This is a genomic window from Enterocloster sp. 210928-DFI.2.20 (assembly GCF_020554465.1).
GTDB lineage: Bacteria > Bacillota > Clostridia > Lachnospirales > Lachnospiraceae > Enterocloster > Enterocloster bolteae.
This window is the reverse complement of sequence record NZ_JAJCHK010000043.1, coordinates 19,673-45,135: the sequence shown is the minus strand read 5'-3', so window position 1 is coordinate 45,135 and position 25,463 is coordinate 19,673. Positions and strand designations below refer to the sequence as shown.

General features: G+C 43.7%; 22 protein-coding genes and 1 pseudogene. 1 reads left to right on the top strand and 22 read right to left on the bottom strand.

The window, feature by feature from the left end; translation table 11 throughout:
* Nucleotides 1-581: 581 nt before the first annotated feature.
* The 5 genes from LI015_RS25120 to pduB (LI015_RS25100) all read right to left on the bottom strand — a co-directional run bounded on the left by LI015_RS25120 (nucleotide 582) and on the right by pduB (LI015_RS25100) (nucleotide 6,966).
* On the bottom strand, nucleotides 582-3,044 hold the full coding sequence (locus LI015_RS25120) for an ATP-binding protein (protein WP_195638804.1): 2,463 nt from the start codon (nucleotides 3,042-3,044) through the stop codon (nucleotides 582-584).
* Nucleotides 3,045-3,051: 7 nt separating this feature from the next.
* Entirely contained in the window at nucleotides 3,052-4,308 is a 1,257-nt protein-coding gene (locus tag LI015_RS25115; RefSeq protein WP_227126592.1) for a DNA methyltransferase, read from the bottom strand.
* Between the two features lie 693 nt (nucleotides 4,309-5,001).
* Nucleotides 5,002-5,196 (bottom strand): hypothetical protein, encoded by a 195-nt coding sequence (locus LI015_RS25110; protein WP_002590932.1) that lies wholly within the window; start codon nucleotides 5,194-5,196, stop codon nucleotides 5,002-5,004.
* Complete coding sequence (locus LI015_RS25105) at nucleotides 5,197-5,523, bottom strand: PIN domain-containing protein (RefSeq protein WP_227126591.1); 327 nt, start codon at nucleotides 5,521-5,523, stop codon at nucleotides 5,197-5,199.
* Between the two features lie 750 nt (nucleotides 5,524-6,273).
* Nucleotides 6,274-6,966 (bottom strand): propanediol utilization microcompartment protein PduB, encoded by a 693-nt coding sequence (gene pduB, locus LI015_RS25100; RefSeq protein ID WP_227126590.1) that lies wholly within the window; start codon nucleotides 6,964-6,966, stop codon nucleotides 6,274-6,276.
* A 143-nt stretch (nucleotides 6,967-7,109) separates the two neighbouring features.
* Here pduB (LI015_RS25100) and LI015_RS29115 point away from each other — a divergent pair.
* Nucleotides 7,110-7,250, top strand: a pseudogene (locus LI015_RS29115) (IS91 family transposase); the annotation flags it as partial.
* 296 nt (nucleotides 7,251-7,546) lie between these two features.
* Here LI015_RS29115 and LI015_RS25095 read toward each other — a convergent pair.
* The 17 genes from LI015_RS25095 to pduB (LI015_RS25015) all read right to left on the bottom strand — a co-directional run bounded on the left by LI015_RS25095 (nucleotide 7,547) and on the right by pduB (LI015_RS25015) (nucleotide 25,452).
* The gene (locus LI015_RS25095; RefSeq protein WP_002568809.1) at nucleotides 7,547-8,548 is read right to left on the bottom strand and encodes an AraC family transcriptional regulator; all 1,002 of its coding nucleotides are present in this window, start codon (nucleotides 8,546-8,548) and stop codon (nucleotides 7,547-7,549) included.
* 17 nt (nucleotides 8,549-8,565) lie between these two features.
* A complete protein-coding gene (locus LI015_RS25090; protein ID WP_007038684.1) occupies nucleotides 8,566-9,888 on the bottom strand; it encodes a PocR ligand-binding domain-containing protein in 1,323 nt (440 codons plus the stop codon).
* Between the two features lie 132 nt (nucleotides 9,889-10,020).
* Nucleotides 10,021-12,528 carry a glycyl radical protein gene (locus LI015_RS25085; RefSeq protein ID WP_002570893.1) on the bottom strand — a complete coding sequence of 836 codons (2,508 nt, stop codon included), beginning with the start codon at nucleotides 12,526-12,528 and terminating at the stop codon, nucleotides 10,021-10,023.
* 343 nt (nucleotides 12,529-12,871) lie between these two features.
* Complete coding sequence (locus tag LI015_RS25080) at nucleotides 12,872-13,918, bottom strand: helix-turn-helix domain-containing protein (protein ID WP_002570894.1); 1,047 nt, start codon at nucleotides 13,916-13,918, stop codon at nucleotides 12,872-12,874.
* Nucleotides 13,919-13,920: 2 nt separating this feature from the next.
* Nucleotides 13,921-15,252 carry a PocR ligand-binding domain-containing protein gene (locus LI015_RS25075; RefSeq protein ID WP_118018452.1) on the bottom strand — a complete coding sequence of 444 codons (1,332 nt, stop codon included), beginning with the start codon at nucleotides 15,250-15,252 and terminating at the stop codon, nucleotides 13,921-13,923.
* A gap of 182 nt (nucleotides 15,253-15,434) precedes the next feature.
* The gene (locus LI015_RS25070; protein ID WP_002568814.1) at nucleotides 15,435-16,550 is read right to left on the bottom strand and encodes a 1-propanol dehydrogenase PduQ; all 1,116 of its coding nucleotides are present in this window, start codon (nucleotides 16,548-16,550) and stop codon (nucleotides 15,435-15,437) included.
* An 18-nt stretch (nucleotides 16,551-16,568) separates the two neighbouring features.
* Nucleotides 16,569-17,984 (bottom strand): aldehyde dehydrogenase family protein, encoded by a 1,416-nt coding sequence (locus LI015_RS25065; protein WP_002568815.1) that lies wholly within the window; start codon nucleotides 17,982-17,984, stop codon nucleotides 16,569-16,571.
* A gap of 21 nt (nucleotides 17,985-18,005) precedes the next feature.
* Nucleotides 18,006-18,830 carry an ethanolamine utilization protein EutJ gene (eutJ, locus tag LI015_RS25060; RefSeq protein WP_002568816.1) on the bottom strand — a complete coding sequence of 275 codons (825 nt, stop codon included), beginning with the start codon at nucleotides 18,828-18,830 and terminating at the stop codon, nucleotides 18,006-18,008.
* A gap of 27 nt (nucleotides 18,831-18,857) precedes the next feature.
* Nucleotides 18,858-19,496, bottom strand: a complete 639-nt coding sequence (locus LI015_RS25055) for a phosphate propanoyltransferase (protein WP_002568817.1) — start codon at nucleotides 19,494-19,496, stop codon at nucleotides 18,858-18,860.
* A 62-nt stretch (nucleotides 19,497-19,558) separates the two neighbouring features.
* Nucleotides 19,559-19,837 (bottom strand): propanediol utilization microcompartment protein PduA, encoded by a 279-nt coding sequence (gene pduA / locus LI015_RS25050; RefSeq protein ID WP_002568818.1) that lies wholly within the window; start codon nucleotides 19,835-19,837, stop codon nucleotides 19,559-19,561.
* 45 nt (nucleotides 19,838-19,882) lie between these two features.
* A complete protein-coding gene (metK, locus tag LI015_RS25045) occupies nucleotides 19,883-21,067 on the bottom strand; it encodes a methionine adenosyltransferase (RefSeq protein ID WP_002570896.1) in 1,185 nt (394 codons plus the stop codon).
* Between the two features lie 26 nt (nucleotides 21,068-21,093).
* Nucleotides 21,094-22,416, bottom strand: a complete 1,323-nt coding sequence (locus LI015_RS25040; protein WP_007038680.1) for an aldehyde dehydrogenase — start codon at nucleotides 22,414-22,416, stop codon at nucleotides 21,094-21,096.
* Nucleotides 22,417-22,449: 33 nt separating this feature from the next.
* Nucleotides 22,450-22,713 carry a EutN/CcmL family microcompartment protein gene (locus LI015_RS25035; RefSeq protein ID WP_002568821.1) on the bottom strand — a complete coding sequence of 88 codons (264 nt, stop codon included), beginning with the start codon at nucleotides 22,711-22,713 and terminating at the stop codon, nucleotides 22,450-22,452.
* Nucleotides 22,714-22,794: 81 nt separating this feature from the next.
* Nucleotides 22,795-23,454 (bottom strand): BMC domain-containing protein, encoded by a 660-nt coding sequence (locus LI015_RS25030; RefSeq protein ID WP_002570897.1) that lies wholly within the window; start codon nucleotides 23,452-23,454, stop codon nucleotides 22,795-22,797.
* A 21-nt stretch (nucleotides 23,455-23,475) separates the two neighbouring features.
* Nucleotides 23,476-24,249 carry a hypothetical protein gene (locus LI015_RS25025; protein ID WP_227126589.1) on the bottom strand — a complete coding sequence of 258 codons (774 nt, stop codon included), beginning with the start codon at nucleotides 24,247-24,249 and terminating at the stop codon, nucleotides 23,476-23,478.
* Nucleotides 24,250-24,334: 85 nt separating this feature from the next.
* Nucleotides 24,335-24,613 carry a propanediol utilization microcompartment protein PduA gene (gene pduA, locus LI015_RS25020; RefSeq protein WP_002568824.1) on the bottom strand — a complete coding sequence of 93 codons (279 nt, stop codon included), beginning with the start codon at nucleotides 24,611-24,613 and terminating at the stop codon, nucleotides 24,335-24,337.
* A gap of 44 nt (nucleotides 24,614-24,657) precedes the next feature.
* Nucleotides 24,658-25,452, bottom strand: a complete 795-nt coding sequence (gene pduB, locus LI015_RS25015) for a propanediol utilization microcompartment protein PduB (RefSeq protein ID WP_002568825.1) — start codon at nucleotides 25,450-25,452, stop codon at nucleotides 24,658-24,660.
* Nucleotides 25,453-25,463 lie beyond the last annotated feature (11 nt).

The following is a 25,463-nucleotide window of genomic DNA, read 5'->3' as shown; positions in this document are numbered from 1 at the left end:
GCCGGGAGGGGCGCCTTTAGGTGCACCTCCCTTTAACCTGCACACAAATCGAACGGGGGATACGGTTTGATTTATGGCTGCGAATGTAAAGTATCAATATCGGTTGTCCTTATACAAAAGGAGAATTTTTCATATTGGGCCAAATTAGCCGAATTTTCTATAGCATGCCCATCTATCCCATTCTTTTCCTTAAAAGCCAGTACTGCGGCTTACGGTGCGTTACAAGGGCTAATTCAAGTTGCTTTAGCTAAGTTAATTTTTTACTTTTCCCTAATCACTAAAACACTCGTCCGCATCATCTTTCAAATGCCCAGAAAAAAAAATTAAGCTATTGACTGTATTACTATCTCATTTATAGAAATCAATATTTACTCATAGCAAAATGTATACATTAATATAATTTAACAAATACTTGTATTGAGGTGATAAAATGAAGTCCATTATTGAAGCTTTTAATTGCCTAGAAGAAATACTACAAGATACTACTACGTTATCCACACAACAAATAGAGGCAATTAAAACCGCTCAGCAATCTATCTTAATAATAGAATTGCTTGGTATATCCATAAATGAGAGTATAACTAATCAATAAATATATCGCTATACATTGTCTTAGCTTCCTGTGGGATATCGGTATTTATTAAGTGAGCAATTCTATTTTTTATAGTATCTGGTTTATTTTGTACACCGACTGTTTTTGTATCTACTTCAATTGATATGGAACCTGGCACAAGTTGTGTGAGTATTCTGATATATCCTTCAACATCTGTTGTAGAAAATGTCTTTTTTAACTTTGAATTTAAATGATGACGAATCACGCTAATTGTAGGAGGTTCATTATCCGTGGTCTGAAACTCATAGATCGAATCGATAATTTCATAATATGGAGGGGTCTCAACTTTTTCAGCTTCTAATTTATCTATCCAACTTTTAACATCAAGAGGAGAAAAACATGTTTCAAATAAATTTCTAAGTTTATCCAAGCCTAACTGTTTAGGTGTCGCTAAAAAAAGTAATCTTATAAGATCCTTCGCTCTAATTATTGTAATCTTTTGTAATTTTGCCTCTTTAGAAATAGCGCTATCCGAATTATTCTCACCTTCATATCCGATTGCTACTTCTAAGGCATAATCAGCTTTATAATCAGCTTTATGGCGTCTCAACCCAGATAAATGTGCCGTTCCAGCAGAAATCCTTTTCTTCTCTGTACTTTTAGCATCATAAGTTAATGAATAGCTCAATGATTCACCCCTAGAATTATAGCCTAGCTTTGCATCAGCTTTTCCATCTGGCTTCCCTTTTCCACCTATCTTAATTGTCTCAAACCCTAGAGCCAATAAAACTCTATAAACTGCATCCTCTAATGCTGTTGGATTAGCTATCGCTTCTTTCAGTAATAAAGCCACAGCTGGAATACCTTCTCTATCAGATAATGCTAACTCACGTAAAGTCGTATCACGTTTTCTCATTACTTCATTAATTTGATGTTCATCTAATCCCAACTCATAAAGATGTGCTTCGGTTAAAACTTCAGTGATAGCAATACTTTGGAGTGGCAAGGTGTTTTGATATGCATCTGCATAATTTGCAATATATGGATGCGCTGAATTTATCGTTAACAGTCGCTTCTCTAAGTTTAACTTTGCAATAGGATCACTCGTAGACAATGCTGACCATTCTACAGTTTCAATAACTTGGCTTCCCGTTTCTATGTCCTGACCAAAAGATTGTAAAATTAATTCTTGCCGACTGCAATCTGGTTTTTCAATTAAAAACGGATTGATTATATCACCTGCAAAGAATTTTTTTGCAAAATTATAAATAGGACGCTTGGATGTCGTATAAGAAGTTTGAGATAAACGGTATGAAATAGTACGCTTATCCGCTTCTTTATTTTCTTCTTCAAAATAATAAGTCCTGATCTCGCTATTAAATTTTCGTTTGATATATGCTTTTAACTGCATATAAGGAATAGAATCTTTAACTGCTTCACGAGTAGAAGTTAGGTTGTTGTCTAACTCATCAGCATCAATTATAATACGTGTTCTATTGAAAGCTCCATGCGAGAAAGCTTCCATTCCAAGAAGAGGATCATCTAAATTTATTAGTCTCCCTCTTATGTTCAAAAAAATACCGTGACTCCGACCTAAGATTGTAGATTTACCACTTACGAGGGAATCCTGATATAATATAAATTTACCATGAATTCCTTTTAAGTTTTCAAAATCAAGATAATACTCACCATTTTCTTCTCGACAACTAGCATTCTTAAATGTCGCAGCAGTCTTATCTTCATACCCGATGATCCATTCCTTTATAATTGGAACATCTATTTTAGATGATTCTATTTTCTCGCCATTAAAAAACAAACTGAACTGTGGATTTAATGGTAAAGCGGTACGTAAAATCCACTTGAGCCGACCTTCCGATATTTCAAAGGCTTTGGGTTTCAAATCTGTTAGCAAAGAAAATGTCCAACTTTTTATTGATTTTGGGCCAAATAATTCAAACTCAATTTTTCCTCTATTATAAGGTGTTATGTAGGTTTCTAAAAGCTTTATCGTAGTAGTCTCATCAATTTCCCTTTCATCAAGAGTTAACTTTTTAATATCACCATGAATAAGATCGTAATCCATCGTAGCAATAATATACTTATCGTTCTTTTTGGATATATAAGTTAATTTTCTTGCTAATACATATGTGGCGAGTTTTCCTATCCCAAATTGACCAATTTGCAAACGGACACTATCTCGAGTATTATCTAAACGTTTAGAAGATTCACCTATTCGCCATAAATCCTTTAACTCTTGCTGGTCTAGCCCCTCTCCATTATCACAAACCCAAATAAAGGCTCCTTCTGCCGCCAAATCACTTGGCATATATACTGATACCTTATCAGCAAATGCATCATAAGAATTACACACTAACTCTTCAAACGCCTTATTCGGACTTGAATAAAGTCCTGCAGAAAATAGCTGTATAATCTTATAGCTTATTTCCACATCAATATCATCGATTTTTGTACCTATTGTACCTAAATCCATATTAATATCACCTCCCAATAACAATAAATTCTTCACTATATACTTTTCGCTTATCAGGACTTGATGAAAACTTCCCCTTTTCATCTCTATATGGTGTAAGGATTTTACCTGTTATTTTTCTCTTTGTTACAAAGATATTATCAAATCCGCTATTAAACATTGATTCAACTAGATGCTTCACATTATCTATCAAAACGCCTTTATACTCGGTGTTACCAATTACCATTAACATCATTCCATTCTGCCGCAATACGCTTTTACATACATCGGTTATTTGTTGCATATCAAAATAATATTTTGCTACACTTTTAGCCTTAGAATTGTCCACTACTTCAAGTGCCCTAACTACATTTTTCCCTGATTGATTTAGACTCTGCATTATATTACCATTGAAAGTACTATGCTTTGATCCTATAGAATCCTTCCTCAATGTTCTATAGTCACTAGCATAATCCAACCACAGTGTAGATAATTGATGCAAATCAGCATATTCATATGAGGTCACATATGGAGGGCTTGAAACTATGAGATCCGCAAAATCTCGTCGCCGTATCCTCAATGCATTTTTTTGCTCAATAATTGTTTTTGAATGAGGATACTGTGAAGAATCCATAGTGGCCTTCTCCATCATTTTACATTGATTTATAAATGCTTGCCTAACCCTCAAAGGAGTTTTTTCCAAATCAATCTGTGGTTTAATGGATTTTGTAAGCCACTTAGATGTTGATTTCAATATATTAGAAAATGCACAAAAAAAATACTCTCTATATTTACTATTTCGAGGAACTAAAGATAGTATACACTCTTTAAGCAAACTTAACTCCATAATCTCCCTTGGATAAAACCAATAGTTAATTCTTTCATTAACTGGTTCTGTTAAAGTATATGTTGGAATATACTCATCAAAACGACTTAATATCTTTTCAAAATAACATTTAATTGTATTAGTACTGTAATTAAAACTTTTTGCTTTGGCAATCAAAACAGCAGTTGGGTTAAGATCGCATCCCCAAAAATCTATTCCCATACGTTTAGCTTCAAATGCAACTGTCCCACAACCACAAAAAATATCTGCTATGGTGTTAACTAATACGCCATCATTAAGAGCGTATTGAATAGCTTTTTGTGTAATAAAAGCCGGAAATTTCGCTGGATACGAATGGATTTTATGATTTAAATGTTCCACCTCATTACCAACATTCCAAAAGGGGTCAACATCTATTTTCTCAAAATCTGTTTCTAAAGGATTATGTATCTGTAACATTCGCATACCCCTCTCTTTAATCACATTGTTATATTATACAATAAGTGGTCATGTATTACAATTAAAGATACAATCAAATAGCATAGTTCTGAAGTAAACAGTTGATTTAAACTTCAAACTATTCCCCATCTCATCTATTTTGAGGGAGGATTTGGCCCTTCACTCGTAACATAAACATTTATACAGATACAGTTTCTTACAAACTAAATATATGATAGTTTTATTATACTCATCTATTGACACATGTGCAACCCAGGCAACAAACATTTGTTCTTCTATTAATATATCAACTAAACAGGTTATAGTAAGCTAAACTATTTCCCTATCTTTATAATAAATTATCAGTATCGCTTATTAACTTAATCCGACTTATAAAAAACGTACCTTTAAATCCTTCTCCCCCTTATATTAATCCCTATCTACATAAATGCCAAAAAGCCCCTGGAAGACTCATCTCCCAGGGCCAAGGCATCTATTTCTCACGCCCTGAAAAACACCCATTTCCAGGCCGCAAATTCACTCAATTTTTCCTCAAAAGCCACTACATCTTGTGGTTTTATCCGTCATTCCCCTCCAAAACCACAATTCGGCATCTAAACTACCGTAGCTTAATGTGTTGCTGCGGTGGAATAGATGCCACTTATTTATATGTCGTCTATACTCTCTCTTTGCAAATGTATATCCATAAATATATTATCTTTTTAATATTGCATCAATCTCGTCCAGACTAATATCTGGTCTCTCATATTTTTCTTCTGTATAGTCTCCGTAACCAAGATCAAATTGCTGGATAAATTTGACCATTCCTACTGGCCCCAGTGCTTCTCTTAGGACCTTCATCCCGGCATTTCTTACATCGACTGGATTATTCAAATCAACATTTAACATTTAGAACACCTCCCAGGCAAACTGTAGTGGATTCTGCACTTTAACTTTTAACTCTAATTTTGAGGCCATGTTGCTCATTTTGTCATCTGTTGTAAGCAACACATCTGCATTCGCACTCTCCGCTGCAGCTATATGCAAACTGTCAAATGTGCGGATCTTTGATATCTTCATTATATCCTCTGATCGTTTTTTTATCTCATCTGTATAGGCTACGTGCATATGTGTAACCTGATATAGCTCTTTAACTTTCCGCTTTTTTGTCTCATCGCCCATACGTTCCATCTCTAATTCCAGCATTTCGCTTCCGACAATTTCATATACGTTCAATTGCCCTCGTTTCAATATAGTAAGGATTGCTTCACTTTCCAGATGAATACGTTCCTGCGTCTGATCATCAAACGGCCGATTGTAACAACAATTATCCAAATATATTCTCATACATCATACCTTTCTGCTAATCATATTATAAACCATTTTACCGGGATAAACAATCTTTTTATAATAACGGGATAGCAGTCAGCTCTGAAATGTGCCTTTACAGGAAATTTTGTCATGTCATGCTTTTTTGCCTAATTCCATTTCCTGAAAAAATCTCTTAAAATCTTCCAGTTTTGTATAAGCGTAATAAAAGACTGTTCCAAATGATTTCTGGCTCCCACGATAATCCAATGCAGTCTGGTCTTCACTACTGAATTTTATACTGAGTACCATCTTCCCGCTGTATTCTTCGTAATCAGTTTTTATTTACAAGAATCATCCTCTGCTTCCTGCCAGCTTTCTGGGGCAAGCCGGGCTTCATGGTACCGCTTCCCTTTGGTCCCTCTTAGGATCTGGAAAAATCCAGACATAAAAATATACCTCATCCCCACAGCCCATGGATTATCGGCTGTGGGGATCCATTAACGCAAAAAATCTAGGGAGCGTTCTTCCGCTCCGCAGATCTAAGTATCGCTAATAATCAAATTTTCTCATAATGGTCCACATCAATGACAATAACAGGTGAATCTCCCACATCAACCATTATAGGCATGGCCACATAATTAACCATGGTAATCTTTTATTTTCTTGCAAAAACTTCTAAATCCACGGATTTCCCAGAGAATGAGGTTCTTCGCCCAAAGAACCAAGAAGTTGTTTACCCGCATGAATCGCTGTCCGCAGCGCCTGTCGCACCGCTGCAGATTCCCCTGTGAAACACAGCACCACCTCATTAGCAAAGCAATTGTCAAGAGGGTGATGATAACCGATCACAGTCACCGGGGCAGACTTCACCGCCAGATCCGATACGAGGCATCCTATGGCGGCCGGCCCGCAGCATATGATTCCAAACGCCTTGCCTTCCACCGCTCCCAGCGTCTTGACACAGCACTGCCCCGCCCTCGCAGTATAGCTAAAGGAAAGATGACCTGCGTCATTTACATAAACTTCGCCGAACTGTTTCGGCAGCTGTTCCAGAGCGTTCTCTACCGCATGCCTTGCATCCGATACATCGTTGGCTCCAATATAGAACAGGGTACCGCATCCAGCTCCGCCCTTGCTGTCCCTGGATGCCTCCATGGAGATCAGCTCCACATCAGCCGCCTTTACAGCCTCATCCACAGCAATCACCTGCGGCCCTACCGCCACGCGGCCTCCAAAGATGCCAATAGAACGGTATTCTCCCAGCTTCATAAATGGTGCAAGGGAAGGATCGATTCCGGGAATCACCAGACCGATCGTATCTCCTATTGCAGTACCTACAAATTCTGTTATCTGGCTATGGTCTGTCATATGGTTTCTCCTGTTCTTTCATTTAACATATCCTTATTATACCATAGCTATTTCTTCTTCTATATGCAAAATCAAAACCATAAACCTGTAAAATCCATTCGAGTCTGTGTTGGACATGTTTGGTGATAATATCTTTATCCTACAACTGTGGCACTAATATTCTCTTTTTAGAACTATACTTTTGCCATAAACCGATTCCTTTGCATGAATTATACGAAATAGCCATGCGTAACTACCGCTGTCGTTCTCCCGCTTCTGTACTTCCGCATCCTTCGTTCTCATGATACAATCAATGTATCTGATATGATATGGAGCCAGTTCGAGCTAATGTATTACAGAAGAAGATGAGGAGGACTTTTGAGATGTAGATTACTTTTTAAATGAATTTGATGATATTGAAAATGACAATTTCGGTGAAGAAGGACTCTATATCTTCTAAATCCAAATTATTTACTTTCTATACCAGCTTTTTTAACGGGCTATTTTCATATTTTTAATCAAAAATAAATACTTTCCCATAAAGAGAAAAGCGGCCTTCTATGCATTACACAGAGCAGACCGCATTTACATCAAACAGATTTCATTTTTTTATTTTATTCTTATATTCCTTCACAGTCATATTCTCATATTTTTTAAATACTCTGCTGAAATAGCTGCTTTCGCTGTATCCAAGACGGAAGGCAACCTCCCCGATACTGTCCTCTGTGAAATAAAAATATCCCTTCGCAAGATGCATCTTTTTCATATGAAGATACTCTGTAACGCTCACATGGAACTGTGACCGGAATATCCTGCTTAAATATCCCTGGCTGACTGCACAGTTCTCAATAATCTTATTGAGCGTAATCTCTTCTTTAATATGCTGATCAATATACAGAAAAATATTGTCAAGAAGAGGATACCGTTTCATACTGCTCTGCTGGAACAAATAATCGACCACGCGGAACAGCCACAACTCAGATGTTTTCTTCTCTAAAATCAAACTCTTATTGATGGGAAACAGTTCAATTATGGTATTCTTTTCATCATATAAATTCTGCGTGTCCGTCAGCTGCTGCCCTATGTAAGAAAATGCTTTCACCAGCCGGTCCGGCTCAGGGCCGGCATTTTCATAAATACAGTCTATAATCCCCGGAAGTCTTTGGTAGAACATCTGAAAGTCCCTTTCTTTCAGTATCTCCACCAACTCCTCCACCTGTTTATTTGAGGTATCTTCCTTCTCTGTTTTATAGTTTCTAAAGATTGTATTCAGATTTTTGGCCATAACCGGTTTTTCAATCATTGCCTTTACCGTCCCCGGAACAATGCTCTCAATCAGGCCGGCCGAAGTGCAGACTGTCATTCCATAGATCACCGTATCAGGGCAAAACTGGCGGATGAGCCGACCTGTTTCCGCGCCTGATATTCCCGGCAGCTGCATTTCCACAAATACAAGATCAACTGCGCATGACCTGCATACCTTGACAGCCTTCTCTCCGGTTGTCACCTTATCAACAATCTCAAACTGTTCATATCCGGCAATCATTGCTTCAAGCGCTTCCTGTGAAAGCATATCGTTGTCAACAATCAAAATTCTGTACATAATTTTGAAATCCCTTCTTACTTATACTCCGGAAAGATAATTTCGCATCTACAGCCTTTGTTTTTGTTAATCTCAACTGTAATAGTATACTCATCTCCAAACAACTGAGCCAGCTTTCTCTTTGCGCACTCCATTCCCAGCTGAATATAATATCCCTCATGATTATTTTTGTATGGTTCAAATCTGATTTTAAGCTCCTCATTACTGAAACCGCTGCCTGTATTGATGATCTCCAAAACAAAGTTACCCTGTTTCAGATAACCGTTCAAGCTGATCGATCCGCCCTCCGGGCTCAGCATGACGCCGTGATAGAAGGCATTTTGGACAAAAGGAAACAGCACGCCTGCCGGCAGCTTCATCATCTGCATTTCCCGCGGAAAATGAAGGGTATAGTTAAACTGAGAACCTAACCGTATTTTCTGAAATTTAAGGTATTGTTCTACATATTCCAGTTCGCCTGCAAAATGAACAAAGGTGCCCTTGTCCGCAATCCCATATTTGACATGGCTGATAAACAGATCCGCCAGCTCAGTGGTTCTCTCCGCCTGTTCCACGGTTCCCAGGTTCTGCAGGGCAATCAGCATATTCAGGTAGCTGTATGGATTGGACTGTGCTTCCAGCTCATGGAAACGCACCTCCAGCTCAGCTTTTTCTTTTAAATGCTTCTGGTTTGTCTCCTGGATTTTCTTAATGCGCTTTTTCAGCATATCCTCCTGATAATACTGGTTGGCCCTGTTTTCACTGAGCTGTGTGATCACCAGACTTACCAGATTTGCCATATCCAGTATCTTTTCATATGAATATACCGGTAGTTCTTCAAATCTCTGCCTTGATTCCTCCCGCAGCCGTCTGAAACGTTCTGTCTCAACAGTCGGTTCTATTTGCCTAACTGTCTCCGGGGCGTCCTCGCAGCGGAACTGGCCGCCCAAAAAACCGCCCAGGTAATTGCCCTCCACCACAATCGGAATCGCCATCTCAATCAAACCGCATGGGCAGAAATAAATATGGGTTTTCTTTGTGACTGCGGCCTGAATGGACCCCATGGCATCCGAAGTCCGGCAATTCTGGCGCAGTTCCTTATCCTCCCTGAATTTTCTGCAAAAATCAGAGAAAAAAGTCATGTCTGTGACCGGTTCCCCTTTATAATCAACTGTAACAAACGCAAGTCCGGTCGCCTTCGACAGACTCTCCTGTATATGTTCCAGCTTGTCTCTTCCAAAGAGACGGATTATATCTATGGAACCAATTCCGCGGCTGGTCTCCCCTGTGTCCCTTTCTTCCTGGTCAGTGGATGCAAGCGGGCCTGTATCTTCGAATATCCTGTCGAGTTCTTCCATCATTTTTCCTCTTCAATGATTATATAAATTATTTTACTCTTGTTTTCCATGAAATACAATCTATTTTGTTCTCAAAAAGACCGGTCTGCATTACAGTCCGGTCTTTTTGGTATGATAGCTTTTTAGGGTTAACGTTTAAAGGGCCTGTTCTGTACGGCTGATGATATCATCCTGTACTTCTTTAGCAAGAACCGTAAACTGCGCACTGTATCCAGCCACACGCACCACAAGGTCTTTATACAGTTCTGGATGCGCCTGTGCATCCAACAGAATATTCTTGTCAATTACATTGAACTGAATATGCATACCTTTATGGTCAAAGTAGGAACGCACCACTGCTGAAAAACGCTTGAGACCTTCATCGCCTGCCAGGGCAGATGGAAGGAACTTCTGGTTATACAATGTACCATTGGAGTAGTTCTCATGATCCAGCTTTGCAACCGACATAGCTGCCGCAGTCGGACCGTTTGTGTCCTTGCCCTGTCTTGGCGATACACCGTCCGCCAACGGCTGTTTTGCAAGACGTCCGTCAGGCAGAGCTCCAACATCCTTTCCAAACAATACATTAGCCGATACAGGATAGCATCCTGCCTGGTATACTCCGCCTCTTGGGTTTTTATATTTTTCCACTTCACGTGAGTAGATCTGGCCACATCGTCTGGCAAGCAGATCCACATCATCCACATCATTTCCGTACCATGTGGTGTTCTCCATAATGCGTTTGATCCTCGCGTATTCCCCGTCCCCTGCATTCGCGGTCTGCGATGCAGAAAGCTGTGACTGAAGGGCTGATACGTCAATGGAACCGTTACTGCTGAGAATCCGTTTTACAGCCTCGTAAATCCTGGCCTCATCGTCGGAAGCGGTCTCACAGCAGCCGCAGCCGAAATTGTGATCCAGCGCATCCTTTAATTGAGCCATGGTAAGTTCTTTATTCTCAAAGACATGCGTCTGCATCGCATAAATGGAGTCACCGCAGTCAGCAACACCGAACGCCTGAGGTCCTGTAAAATTATAGACAGCCCCACCATGCTGCAGGCTGAGTCCCTTGCCAATACAGTCATCGACCAGACCGGAAAGGAATGGAAGCGGAGTTCTCTCTGTATGCGCATAATCCACGCTGTTACAGGCTTCTACTACGTGATGTACAAAGTACTGGATCTGTTTCTCAAATGCGCGCCACACATCCTCAATACTCTTGAACGACGTAACATCTCCCGTATCCGGCCCCACCTGGTGTCCGTTGTTCTTTCCGCCATTTAATGTAAGCTCCAGTATTTTCGCCACATTTACAAAGGCCGAATCATGCCAGCCGTCCGTCTTGTGCGGGCTCTGCGGCTCCACACAGCCGATCATGCCGTAATTTCTCGCATCCGCCAGGGATACACCGCGGTTGCAGAGGGCGGGTATAATTGTCTCATCATTATACATGGCCGGCACGCCGGTTCCCAGGCGTACCACCTCACATGCTCTGTACAGAAACTCCTCCGGAGTATTCTGGTGAACACGGATCGAGAAGGAGGGCTGCGGAAGCTGCACATGGGCTGCCGCCACCATACACATGTAGGAGACATCGTTAGTTGCGTCCAGTCCATCGCCGGTCTGACCGCCGACAATCAGGTTCTGGAATCCGCCGTAACCGGCAAATGCCTGTGCGGATACTTCATCTCTGATTTTGCTGAGTCCGTTGAATTTTACCCATAAACAGTCCAGAAGCTCCTGTGCAAATTCCTCTGAAATATTATGATCCATTTTCAGATATGGATACATATACTGGTCAAATCTTCCCGGGGAGATCGAATGTCCACTGGATTCTATCTGGATCAGAATCTGTGTAAACCAGAATGCCTGACATGCTTCATAAAAATTAGTCGCCCCATGCTCTGGAACCCTGTCACATACCTGAGCAATACGAAGTAATTCTGCCTTCCTGACCGCGCAACTGCATGAAGCCGCCATCTCCCTGGCTTTAGCCGCATATCTGCGGGCAAACTGAATGGATGCGTTGTAGCAAATAATCATCGATTCATAAAAGGTTCTCTTTTTTACATAATCAGGATCATTCTGATCCAGTTTCTCCATTGTCTCCACAATCAGTTTAATCAGACCGGAAAATCCAAGCTCCAGAACTTTCCCATAATCCGCGGACACATGTCCTATTCCGCCGTAAAAATAGTTGCCCACCGTAAACACACCGTTGGAAATAGCTTCTTTTGTAGCCTCCGACATATACGCGGATGCCAAATCACTGGTTGTCTTACCTTTCCAGTATTTGAAAGCCTCCTTTAACTCACTTTTTGCAGCTTCGCTGATCTTAAAAGGATCGGCGCTTCTCTTATCCATGGTATCGAACTCTTTTTCCACCCATTCGAACGAAAACTCCGGATAGATCTGGGCGGAGCGGAGATTTTTAGTAATTACACCCACAACCAGCTCGTCATCTCTAATTACGATGGGAAGATGGTTTAAGATTCTCTCCAGCGCTTTTGCGCGCCTTATAAGGATAGGCATCCCTTCCGTTTCGCGGTACGATTCTGTGACCAGTACGGCACGCTCCGACTCAACTTCCGGTACAGCAGCCACAAACGCTTTCTTTAAGCGCTTTATTCGTTCAGTTGGTTCTGTAAAGCCTTTTGCTATCATTTAACATCCTCCTTATATATTATTTTTCTACCACCATCATACCCTAATTTCTATAAAAAACCGATTCAATATATAAGCTAAAAAATCTCACAATACAGACTTCTTTCAAATAAAAAAAATTAATTCCCCGGCTTATACATGTCATTTTAGACACCACATGTATAAGCCGGGGACATTTTTGATAAAACAGGACAATCCAAACCTGCATCCACGCAGAACATGCCCTGGAGATACCCAGGGCATGTTCAAGGTTAACTCATTACCAACCAACTGGTCGAGCTCCAGATGAAAAGAAACTCTCACAGAATCCGGATATCTGGCGCATGTCATAATCAGAACCCGATTAGCGATTCCCGCAACGGCCAGTTTCCGTTTTTTTTTCAGGAGAACTTTGACGAATTTTGTTCTTGTATTGCTTAACCGTCATATTTTCAAACTTTTTAAACACTTTACTGAAATAGCTGCTTTCATTGTATCCGAGACGGAACGCAACTTCCGCAATACTGTCCTCGGTAAAGTAAAAATATCCCTTGGCCAGATGCAGTTTTTTCATATGAAGATACTCTGTAACACTGACCTGAAACTGCTCCCTGAAAATCCGGCTCAGATATCCCTGGCTGATGGCGCAGTTCTCAATAATACTGTTAAGCGTGATATCTTCTTTTATATGTTTCTCTATATAAATAAAAATATTCTCCAACAGCGGATAACGGCCGATACTGTTTTGCTGGAACAGAAAATCCATCACCCTGAAAAGCCAAAGCTCGGATGTTTTCCGGTCCAGAATCAACACCTCGTTAATAGGAAACAGCTCTGATATATTCCCGCTGTCGCCATACATGCTTCTGGTATCCAAAAGGTTTTGTCCCAGATAAGTGAATAGCTTAATAAGCCGGACTGAATCCTCCCCGGCAATCCCATAGATCTCATCGATGACTCCGGCAATCCCGCCGTAAAAATCTCCGAAATTTTTGTTTCTGAGATATGAAGCAAGCGTCTCAAGCTGGTTCTGCACAGAATCTTCGTGCTCTGTCTTATAGTTCTCCAGGATCTTTTTCAGAAAGTTGTATGTAATCGGTTTTTCCAGAAAATCCTTTACCTGGCTGTGAGCTGCGCTGCGGATCAGAATATTGGCAGCATGGGCAGAAAGGATATATATATTAATCTCCGGATTTGACTGGTGAATAATCCTGCTGGCTTCCAGGCCGGTCATTCCCGGCATCAGCATATCCATGAATACAATATCGATCACGTCCTCTTTACAAGCCCGCACCGCCCCCTCGCCGGTTCCCGTCATATGAACCACCTTGAACGCACTGTCCTTCGCAATCATTATATTCAGCGCTTCGCGCATAAGTATATCATCATCAGCTATCAAAACCCTGTACATGATTACTCAGTCCTTTCTTCATAATGTTCAGGCCATAGTAAAATAGTTTTTGATCCCTTGTTTCTGTAGCTTTCTGAGATTATGCTGTACTCCTCTCCAAACAGGCGCTTCATTTTTCCCCTGGCGTATTCCATGCCCATTTTGATGTAATATCCTTCGTGTTTGTCTTTGTATGTTTCATACTTGATATCCAGCTCAGCTTCCGTCAACCCCGGACCGGTATCATTAATTTCCAGCACTACATTACCGTTGCGCACGTAACCCGTTACAGTGATCTGTCCGCCTTCTTTTTTCAGCATCACGCCATTATAAAAAGCATTTTGGATAAAGGGCATCAATACGTCGGAGGGCATCTTCTGCATATGCAGGTTTTTCGGTACCTGAATCGAATATTCCAGCCGGTCTCCCGTCTTTTTTTTCTGAAACAGCAGATACTGTTCCGCATGTTCAAGCTCTCCGGAGATGTGCACGAAGGTACTCTTTTCCATGTATTTATACTTTATATAATCAATGAAAGAGCTCAGCAGTTCGTTTGTTCTGGGCGCGTCCTCTATAATTGTCAAATTAAGCAGCGATGTCAGCATGTCCAGAAGTTCATACTGGTTGCCGCGCATTTCCAGCTCCTGTACTCTCTTGTTCTTCTGTACAATCTCCTTGGCGTAACCATGGTTTACCGTCTGTATCTTTTTAATACGCTTTTTTAAAATATCTTCCTGGAGATGCTGGCTGATCTCGTTCTCACTTAACTGATTGATAACCAGAAAAACAAGATTGGCTATGTCCAGAAATTTTTCATATGAATAAACAGGAATTTCATCGAGCAACGATTTGTATTGGACCACCGCTTCATCCGCTTTTGCCGCGTGCATCACGGACGATAACCGGCTCACCGAATCGGGTGCGTCATTACATTGGATCTGACCGCCGATAAACCCGCCCAGATAATGACCGCGCACGATAATTGGTATCGCAACCTCCAAAAGTCCGCATGGGCAGAAGTATACGTTTGTTTTCTGTGTAACCGCTGCCTGGATGGATCCGAACGCATCGGATGATTTGCACCGTTCCATTGCCACCGGATTGTTCCGGACCTTTTCACAGTATCGTGAAAAGGATGTAGCAGATGTAATGGGATCCCCCTTAAAATCCACGGTTATAAAAGCCAGCCCGGTTGCTTTGGAAAGGCTCTCCTGAATGGTCTCCAGTTTCTCTTTTCCGAACAGATGAATGATATCCAGTTCGTTGATACGGTCCTCTTCATTTATGCTTAGATATTCATCCAATGCATCTGGTTCCACTTCATCCATGTGCATCATCTTGTGATATTCCGCCATCTGATTATCCCTCTCTTTACTGCCTGTCACTGCTATTTTATCACTTTTATTTCTTTATAACAATCATCTTTCAATGCAGAGGGTTGGATTGGAACGGCAAAAGGCCGTGCTGTATCCCTTTGGGCGGCACGGTCTTATGTCTATCTTGTCATAAGGCATCTGTTCTGTATTTCATCTGTATATTAATAGATGCTTAATAAAATTTCCTTAATAGCCTCTGTTCCAGCTTCTCTCGGATTACTTATAAGACAATTATCCATAAGAGCATTGTCAGTCATATTCTGAAGCTGCCCCTCATACGCTTCTCTGCTGATTCCCAGCTCTCTGATAGATGCCGGCATATCCATACAGCACATCAGAGACCGAATCAGCTCCTCAAGGGTTTTAACAGCCATCTCCGGGGCCTCGTTCATACCGACTAACTGAACTTTATATGCAAGAGTCGCATACTTGTTCATAATATCATGGTTGACGCTGTTATACTCAATCACCTTATTTAACAGCATAGCGTTGGCTAACCCGTGAGGAATATGGAAGGTTCCCCCAAGCTGATGAGCGATGCTGTGATTCAACCCCAGGCCCGCTGTGTTGAAAGCCATGCCTGCTAGTGTGGACGCCTCATGCATCAGGGTTCTCGCTTCCAGGTTTTTTCCGTCCCGGTAGCATTTTAAGAGAGCTTTGATCAGCAGTTCCGTTGCCTTTTCCGACAATGCGTCGGAGAACACATTGCAGCCGTTCGCAACATAGGCTTCCAAAGCATGTGTCAGCACATCCATACCCGTATTCGCGGTGATAGCCGGAGGCACAGACAGGGTCAGCCTTGGATCAAGGATCGCCACATCGGCCAGGATATCTTCGGATGAGATCAGATGCTTGCTCTTTGTTTCCGAATCAGTTATCACGGCAGCGGAGGTAACCTCTGAACCGGTTCCGCTGGTTGTGGGGATGGTGACAAACCTGGGTTTGGGAACCAGCTCACGCACACCGGCAAAGTAAATCATTGCCTTTGCCGTATCAATGGCAGAGCCTCCTCCAAAACCGATAACAATATCAGGGCGTACCCTGCAGAGCACCCCAAGCCCCTTGCCCACGATCTCAATGGTGGGATCCGGTATAGCCTGGTCGAACAGCTCCACAGAGTTGCTTGAGTCCAGAGAATCCAGTATATAATTGATTGCCCCACTCTCCGCAAGAAATTTGTCGCATACAACCAGAATCCGTTTTTTACGGATCTTACGCAGGTATTCCATTGCATAATTTCCGCTTCGTATCTTTGTTTTTATATATACATTTGACATGTGCGCTTCTCCTTTACATTAACGGATACTGAAGGCATCCGTCATGACGCATTTGCGCTTTCTGCAGAAGGTTCTCGGCGATGTCAGACCTTCTCCTGTGGGACCGGCAATTGTAAATGTGGTATAGCCCTCGCCTCCCACGCCGATACCTGCATAGGATGGAGCGTTTTTTACAAAGATGGTAGTCTCCATGATCTTTGCCATCTTACTGAGCTTTTCTACATTTTTAGAGTGCATCATAGCCGTATGGCGGTTTCCATGCTCCGCCTGATGGGCATATTCAATGGCTGTATCCACATCGGATACACGTACAACAGGGAGAATCGGCATCATCATTTCCTCCTGAACAAGCAAATGATCCTTGGGGACTTCCATGATGATCACCCTCACGCTGGCATCCACTGTAATACCCAGCTTATCCAGGATATAGCGGGCGCTCTTTCCTACAAAGGATGTCTTGGGACCGCCTTTTTCCGTAGTAACAAGCGCTACCAGCTGCTCTAACAGCATTGGATCCGTGATCTGGTACGCGCCGTTTTCTTTCATGTGGTGGATCAGATAATCGCAGATCGAGTCTACTGCAAACACTTCCTTCTCCGCGATACATGGAACGTTATTGTCAAAGCTGCATCCATCCACAATATCCTTTGCCGCTTTGTCAATGTCAGCCGTCTCATCGACCACTACCGGAGGATTGCCTGCCCCTGCGCCAATCGCCTTTTTGCCGGAGGAAAGGACTTTCTTTACAATAGAAGGTCCTCCTGTGGCTACCAGGAGGCGGACACTTGGGTTGTCGATCATCTTATTGGTATTTTCAATGGACGGTTCTTCCACCATGGTAATCAGGTTTGGCGGTGCGCCGTTGTCAATCAGCGCCTTGTTCAACATTTTCACCGTCATCTGTGAAACTTTTTTGGCTCTGGGATGAGGGCTGAAAACAACCGTATTGCCGCCGGCAATCATTGAAATGGAATTGTTGATGATTGTCTCGGTGGGATTGGTGGTAGGCGTAATAGCACCGATTACCCCAAATGGGCAGTATTCCACTAAGGTCAGACCGTTGTCACCGGTAATGGCCTCGGTCAGCAAATCCTCTGTACCGGGTGTTTTCTCGGCAGCCAGGCGGTTTTTGATTAATTTGTGTTCATAGTCACCAATCTCGGTTTCTTCCACAGACAGCCTGGAAATCAGCTCAAGATTCTCTCTCTTGATTATGGTTGACCGGATCACATCCACATATTTTTGTCTGTCTGAAATTTTTGAGAACAACAGCTTTTTCTGGGCCTCTTCAGAAGCGGCAATGGCCTCATCCATTGTCTTAAACACACCGTACCGTTCTAATTTGGGTGCTGTAAACTTCAGAGGCTGCTCTGCCTTAATCTCTTTTAAAGCCTGTTCTACCAGCTGTTCAATTACTTTTATATCCATATCCAAGCGTATCACACCTTCTTTCATTTATGCGCAGTCGGCAGCGGCATTCCATGCAATGCCAAGAGGGGTAACAAGGAGCGCATCATTTGTCTTAACAGTTGTTATCCCTAATGCCTTCTCAAATGTCTGTTCAAACTCGTCAAAACAACTGGCTCCGCCTACTACATAGACGCAGTCCACATCATAACCGGAAAGGAATCGCTTTACAATCGAAGCCATTTTCTCTACCACCGGTTTTATAATAGGAAACACATCATTTTCCTTGTCCTTATCCTTTTTCAGCTTTTCTGCTTCTTCGATCGGGATTCCATAATATCCGGCCAGGACCAGAGTCATATGGGTTCCTCCGGTTGGCTCATCAGCGGTAAAAATTACCTTTCCATCTTTCAGTATACTGATTCCGGTGGTTCCGCCGCCCACATCCACAACCGCGCCGTCTGTGATCTCCAAAACGGAAGCTGCCGCAGTCGGTTCATCGATCACATTGATCACTTCAAATCCTGCGCCTTCCACCACATTGGAAATGCATTTCACATTCCCATCCATAATACCCGGAGGAACCGCGGTGGCCGCTGTCTCCAATGTTACTCCAAGCAGTTCTTCCAGCTGAGCTTTCAGTCTGCGGACCGTCTGCATCGCGCCGACGAAATCCACCACAATGCCGTCCTTTACCACTTTGGAAACCGCAGTCGCACCTGCAACGGGATGGTTATCTTCGTCTGTGACAGCAATCACAATATTGGCTGTTCCCAAATCCACGCCCGTCTTTAGGTTCCCTGAATAAGGATTGCACTTGTTTTCCCTAATCAGTTCTGCAAATTCAGACAGCACTTCTTTGGTCATGAGCATATAACCCCTCTTTTCTATCTCTTTAATTTAATGCCGGATGATTACATAATCATTGTTTTTCAGCGCACATGCATTGGCTTCATCCACATCCACATGCATCTCCAATTCAAACTGATCCGACACCCGGATTAATACATCTCCAAATACTCCATGTCTCTCTCCGAATGTTTCCACTTCCACGATATCCTTATCCCATACTCCCATGGCCTCCGCCTGCTGTGGGGTCATATGAATGTGGCGAAGCGCGACAATCGCTCCCTGCGGCAGCAGGACCGTTCCCTTTGGTCCCACTAGCTCCAGGCCAGGCGTTCCTGACAAATCTCCTGATTCTCTGATCAGCGCTTTCACTCCAAGCCGAAAGCTGTCCGTTTTGGATATCTCGATCTGGCTCTGTTTTCTGACCGGGCCCAGGATACGTACCCGTTCAAACTCTCCTTTTGGCCCACGGATCGTCACTGTCTCGTTACTGGCGAACTGCCCCGGCTGCTTTAATTCGCCTTTTACAGTTAGTTCATATCCTTTTCCAAACAAGGTCTCAAGATCTTCCCGAGTCACATGAACGTGCCGATTGGATACTCCTACAGGGATTTTATAAGTATTATAGTTTACAACTTTCTCCATTACCCGTTCAGTAATCAGTTTCAGCAGTTCTTCATTTACCATCATGTTCAACCCCTTTCGGAAGTTTATAAACCGGCCGTATTGGCCGGTATATACTTACTGATACATTATAATGACTTTGGTAAGATTTTCTCTACGTCTGTGTGTGGTCTTGGAATTACATGCTGGGAAACTACCTGGCCTACATTGGCCGCAGCGGCTGCGCCTGCATCCACGGAAGCCTTTACTGCGCCTACATCGCCGCGTACCATAACTGTTACAAGTCCGGAACCAATCTTCTCATAACCGATGAGCGCTACATTAGCAGCCTTTGTCATTGCATCTGCCGCCTCAATTGCTCCTACCAAACCTTTGGTCTCAACCATTCCTAATGCTTCGTTTGACATATTTTTTTCCTCCTGAATGATATGTTTTAGTTATTATAGTAAAATTTAAAATGCTAACTGTTTCAACAGCCAGGCCTTGTCGGTCTCTTCCCAACGGAAGCCCTGGTCATCTCTTCCGAAATGGCCGTATGCTGCTGTTTTTAAAAACTGTGGCGTTCTCAGGTTCAGTTCTGAAATATAATCAGCTACTCCAAAGGAAAACACGGATTTAACCAGCTCCTCAATACTGCTGTCCGGTATCCTGCCGGTTCCGAAAGTATTGACTGTAATTGCTTCCGGTTCAATGCCTCCGATCACATAAGCCAGTGCAACCTCACATCGGTCCGCCAGCTCCGCGGCTACAATATTCTTGGCCACATAACGGGCCATGTAAGCGGCCGAACGGTCCACCTTGGTCGGATCTTTTCCTGAAAAAGCGCCTCCGCCGTGTTTTCCCACAGTTCCATAGGTGTCTACCATGATTTTTCTTCCGGTGACACCTGTATCCCCGGCAGGCCCTCCTATGACGAAACGCCCCGTGGGATTCACATGGATCCTTGTCTTCGGCGTGATCCATTGCGGATCAATCACAGGCTCTATGACAGTACAGCGTATAAATGCTTCCAGCAACTTGTGTGAAATATTTTCACTGTGCTGTGTGGATACAACAATACTGTGGATGCAAACCGGCTTTCCCGCCTCATTGTACTTCATTGTAACCTGGGTTTTTCCGTCAGGATACAGAAAGTCTGCTTTCTGAACCTTTCTCACATAAGCCAGACGTTCCGCCAGGCGGTTGGCCAGATGACAGGACAGCGGCATCAGGCTTTCCGTCTCATTGACAGCATAGCCATACATGATACCCTGATCTCCTCCGCCCAGAACTTCTTTGCCGGTTCCGGCGCTTCTGGTAACTCCCATGGAAATATCCGGCGACTGGTTATGTATATTGGTAAAAATCATACATGTATCGGCATCAAACCCTTTTCCATGTTCCGTGTATCCTATGTTTCTGATAATCTCTCTGGCCTTTGCAACAACGTCTACATGACCGCTTGATGTAACCTCACCCGCCAGCATTAGCGTATTGGCAGATGCCATAGCCTCGATCGCCACCCTGGATTTTGGATCCTTTCCCAGATATGCATCCAATATACCGTCTGAAATCTGATCACATACCTTGTCAGGATGGCCCTCTGTTACAGATTCCGATGTCACATAATAAAATCTGTCATCCCGTCCTTCCATCATTCCATCAACCTGCTTTCTTACTGCAATCAGCGGATCGAAAATCCGCTTGTCAACGTACATCTTCTTCTACGGGCGAAATGCCTTGCTGTGGTCGTCCCTTCTCCTGTTGTTGTTGCGATTGTAAAACTGGTGTGACCTTCTTTGTCAAATCCAATTCCCATAAAGGAGGGGCCGTTCTTTACAAATACAGAGGTCTGCATTTCTTTTGCCGCCTGGTTCAAATGTTCGATGGACTCTGAATGAATGGTTGCCGTATGTTTATAACCTTGTTCCACATCCAAAGCAATCTCCAGAGCTTCCTCAAAGTCAGCCGCCTTCACAAGAGGCACAAGAGGCATCAGAAGCTCCAGCGTAACGAACGGATGAATCCGCTCTGTCTCTGCTACGATCAGTTTGATGGTTCCATTACAGGGAATACCTGCATATTCAAGAATTTCATTGGCGCTCCGACCTTCCAGTTTTTTGTTAATCACAAAATCCCCGGTGACTGCCGCGTCCAGAAGTTTTTGAATCTCTTCCTCATTTTTGACATAATAAACTCCATTTTTCAGAAGCTCAAATATAAAACGATCCGCTGCTTTTTCTTCCACAACCATACACTTTTCCGACGTACACATCAGATTGTTGTCAAAAGAAGCTCCACGGACAATGTCCCTTGCAGCCTTTTCGAAATTCGCTGTGGCATCCACGATGGCGACAGGATTGGCTGGTCCGGCTCCGATTACCTTTTTGCCGGAAGTCATGGCCTGGCGCAGCGAGCCGCTACCTCCTGTGCAGACAACCAAATCCACGTCCGGGTGGCTCATAACCTCTGTGGTAAATCCCATCAGGCTTACGTGAAGGGTAACTACCAGGTTATCTATACCGCTGATGCTGCGGATCGTCTCACTGATAATCGTTGTCAAAAACTGTGAAACTTTTACTGCTCTCGGATGTGGGCAATGGATGATCGCATTGCCTGCAGCCAGCATTCCAATGGTGTTACTGATGAGTGTCGCACAGGGGTTGGTGCATGGCTGTACCGCACAAACAATACCAAAAGGGGAAAGTTCATAGAGCGTCATACCGTGGTCACCTGTATTCACTTCTGTTATCAGGTCCTCCACGCCGGGCGTCTTCTCAATGGCAAGCTTTATTTTTTGTGCCTTATCACAGACATTTCCCATGCCTGTTTCTGAAACGGTCATGGCTGCCAGTTCATTGGCAATCGGACGAAGTGCTTTTTTCACTCCTTCCAGAATTTCCTGCCGTTCATTCAGAGTCAGCTTTGAATATCTGCTGTAAGCTCCCTTTGCAGCAGCCACCGCATCGGTCACACTGGAGTAAATACTGCTTTTCATGTCATTCATTACCTCCTTTCCTTAAAAATAATTCATTTTACACTAAATATCCATTGTATCTACAATTCCGATAATCGCCATATCGATGACAGCCTCCCGTTTGGACTGGTCCACGCGGACAGAAGAGCCCGAACCAATCAGGACCGTCTCACCGATTCCGGCTCCGACATAATCCACAGCCACTTCCTCTGAATCAATGAAATTACCGTGTCCATCAATCCGTCTGATAATCATCAGTTTGTAGCCAACCAGCGAATTGTCCTTCCTGGTAGCTACTACTGTGCCTATTATCTTAGCCAATCTCATACTCTTCACATTCCTTTCACGGAGAATCCGGCTGTCTCAGGAGCGTGTTTAAATATTTCTTACCGGAACTCCTGTTCTCCATTAATTCTTTTTGTGCCTTGTAGTACTGGTGCTCTTCGCAGATGTCGTGCGTTTAGCCGTCTTTTTGGGCCTTTCGGGCGGCGTTTCCGGAGAATCCGGGACTTCCGGTTCTGCCGGATCTACGGTCCCGGTCCTGGTCGGTTCTGCTTCAACCAGAGGCTCCGATTTAATTTCTATCGGCTCTGCTTCAATCTTCGGCTCCGGTCCGGCCTCTGCTGGTTCCGCTTCAGTCTCCTGCTCCGTATCTTCCGGCGCTATTTCTTCCAGCCCAGTCTCTTCCGGTTCTCCCGCCTTAACCGCTTCCATTGTCTCAGCCTTTACTTCAACCTCAGCCTCCGTCTCCTCCTGTGCTTCTTTCTTAGGAGGGGAAGGCGGTACTGGTGGCTCAGGACAACAAAATGTCTGATCGACATAGTCGGACGGCCTTGGAATGACCTTCCATGAAACCAGCTTTCCGTTTGCGGTTCCAATCTGCTTTCCTGCATTGACAGCAGCATTGACAGCGCCTACATCCCCGACGATTTTAATGGTCATATATCCAAGACCTTTTGTGTTTTCAATCTCCAGGATCCGTACATTGGCTGCTTTGGCCATGGTATCGGCCACCACAACCGCAGTGGACAGTCCACTGATTTCAACTAATCCCAACGCCTGTTTCATCCTATCACCTCGCTCTCCTGTTTATTTGAATACGATATTCAGAAACTTCGCCCTGTCTTTAGCCAGGTCCGTTACAATATCGCCTTGCTGAAGGAATATAACACCGCCGGATGCAAACTGTTCCACATTGGACGATGATATAACCCTTTTTTTCTTTGTATCAGGATGCTGCGTATCATTTCCCGATGCCGTCTCTCCGGCCGGAGAATGACCAGGGGATTCATAGGGCGCTCTGCCTGTGAATTCATCCACGCTGCATATCTCGACTCCATACTCCAGAATCTGCCTGTAATAATTCATGACCCGGTTCCGGTAAGCAGGTTTTTCCTTTCCGGAAAATCTCGCAAGGCCAGAACGCAGAAGCACTACGCGGCTCCCCTTATCCATGCATTCCGATATCCAGGAGGTTTCGTATGTATCGCTGATACACAATGCAGTTTTTACGAGAACATCTCTCGGAACCACCGGCATCACTGTAATCGCCGTTTCCAGATCCGCAGGTTTTTCACAGGAGCGGTGCAGAATGTGGCTGCAGGCTTTCGTTTTCATGAGTCTTGCTTCATATCCCATGTCCTTCCACGAGGAAGGAATCACAGGTACGATCTCATATTGATCCGACGTTTCCATTTCCCTTAGAAATTCCATGTACCGGTCGCTCCATGGCGACACGCACAGCATATAAAGCTTCTGTCCGGGATGGTTCGCGTTGTCTGCTTTTCTTTCTGCCTCCAGCTCTCCGAGTACACGCAGCACCAGCTCTTTCAACTGTTCTTCGCTGATTTTCAATTCCTTCACCTCGTTTCAAGGAATGCCCCTATCCAACGGATAGGGGCATTCCCCGCTGCAACCGCTGCCAGATAATTGATTCTATCTGCTGCCTTTATTCAAGATGTGGAAGAATCTTCTCAACATCCGTATGAGGGCGTGGAATAACGTGGGTAGATACAACCTCTCCCACTGCTGCCGCAGAAGCTGCGCCGGCATCGGTAGCTGCTTTAACCGCACCTACATCGCCTCTTACCATAACGGTAACAAGTCCGGATCCGATTTTCTCATATCCAACCAGTGTAACGTTGGCAGCTTTAACCATGGCATCCGCTGCTTCAATTGCACCGACCAATCCTTTTGTCTCGACCATACCTAATGCATCTGCATTCATATTAGAACCTCCTTAATTGATTCACATTCTCCAGATTTATCTTATTAGATATATGGAGTTGTTGTAGACTTAGGTTCATCACCTAATGCACCAAGCATTTTCTTGCCCGCTTCGATGGAAGCCTTCACTGCCTGGCGTACAGCGCCGGAATCACCGGTAAATGTGAGGATAACCTCGTTTGAATAGCTGGTTCCGCCGTTACCTGGTGAGCAGTAGCCTACCACTTCAACGTTAGCAGCCTTTACCGCGATATCCGCCAGAACCGTGCCGATTGCAGCCGGTCCCGCGCATGTCATGCCGAATGCTCTTCCAACCGGCGCACCCAACGCCTTCTCAAGACAGTAACTGGCTCTTGCGGTATACTGGAACTCCAGATGTCCCGCATCGTTGCCGTATACATCGCCGAAGTATTTTGGAAGAACCTGAAGGGCAATCTCAACTGCTCTTCTGGCATCCGATACATCATCTGCTCCAATATAGATCAAGCTGCCGTGTCCGGCACCGCCCTTCGTATCTCTTGGAAGCTCTACGGAAATGATTTCTGTGTTGGTTGCCTTTACAGCCTCATCAACTGCCCATATCTGAGGGCCCGCTCCGGTTCTGCCTCCCACAATACCGATGGAACGGTATTTACCTAACTTCATAACGTCCACTAACATAGGATCCACGCTGGCAATAACAAGGCCGATCGTATCGCCGATTGCCGTTCCCACAAACTCGGTTAATCCAATATTACCGCAGCATTCTTCCTTTGGCGCCTCTGCCTTGCACTCCTCTTTCCCGATGCCAAGTTCATCGGAAACCTGCTTCATTACTTTCTCAATTAACTGCTGATCCATTTTTCTTCCTC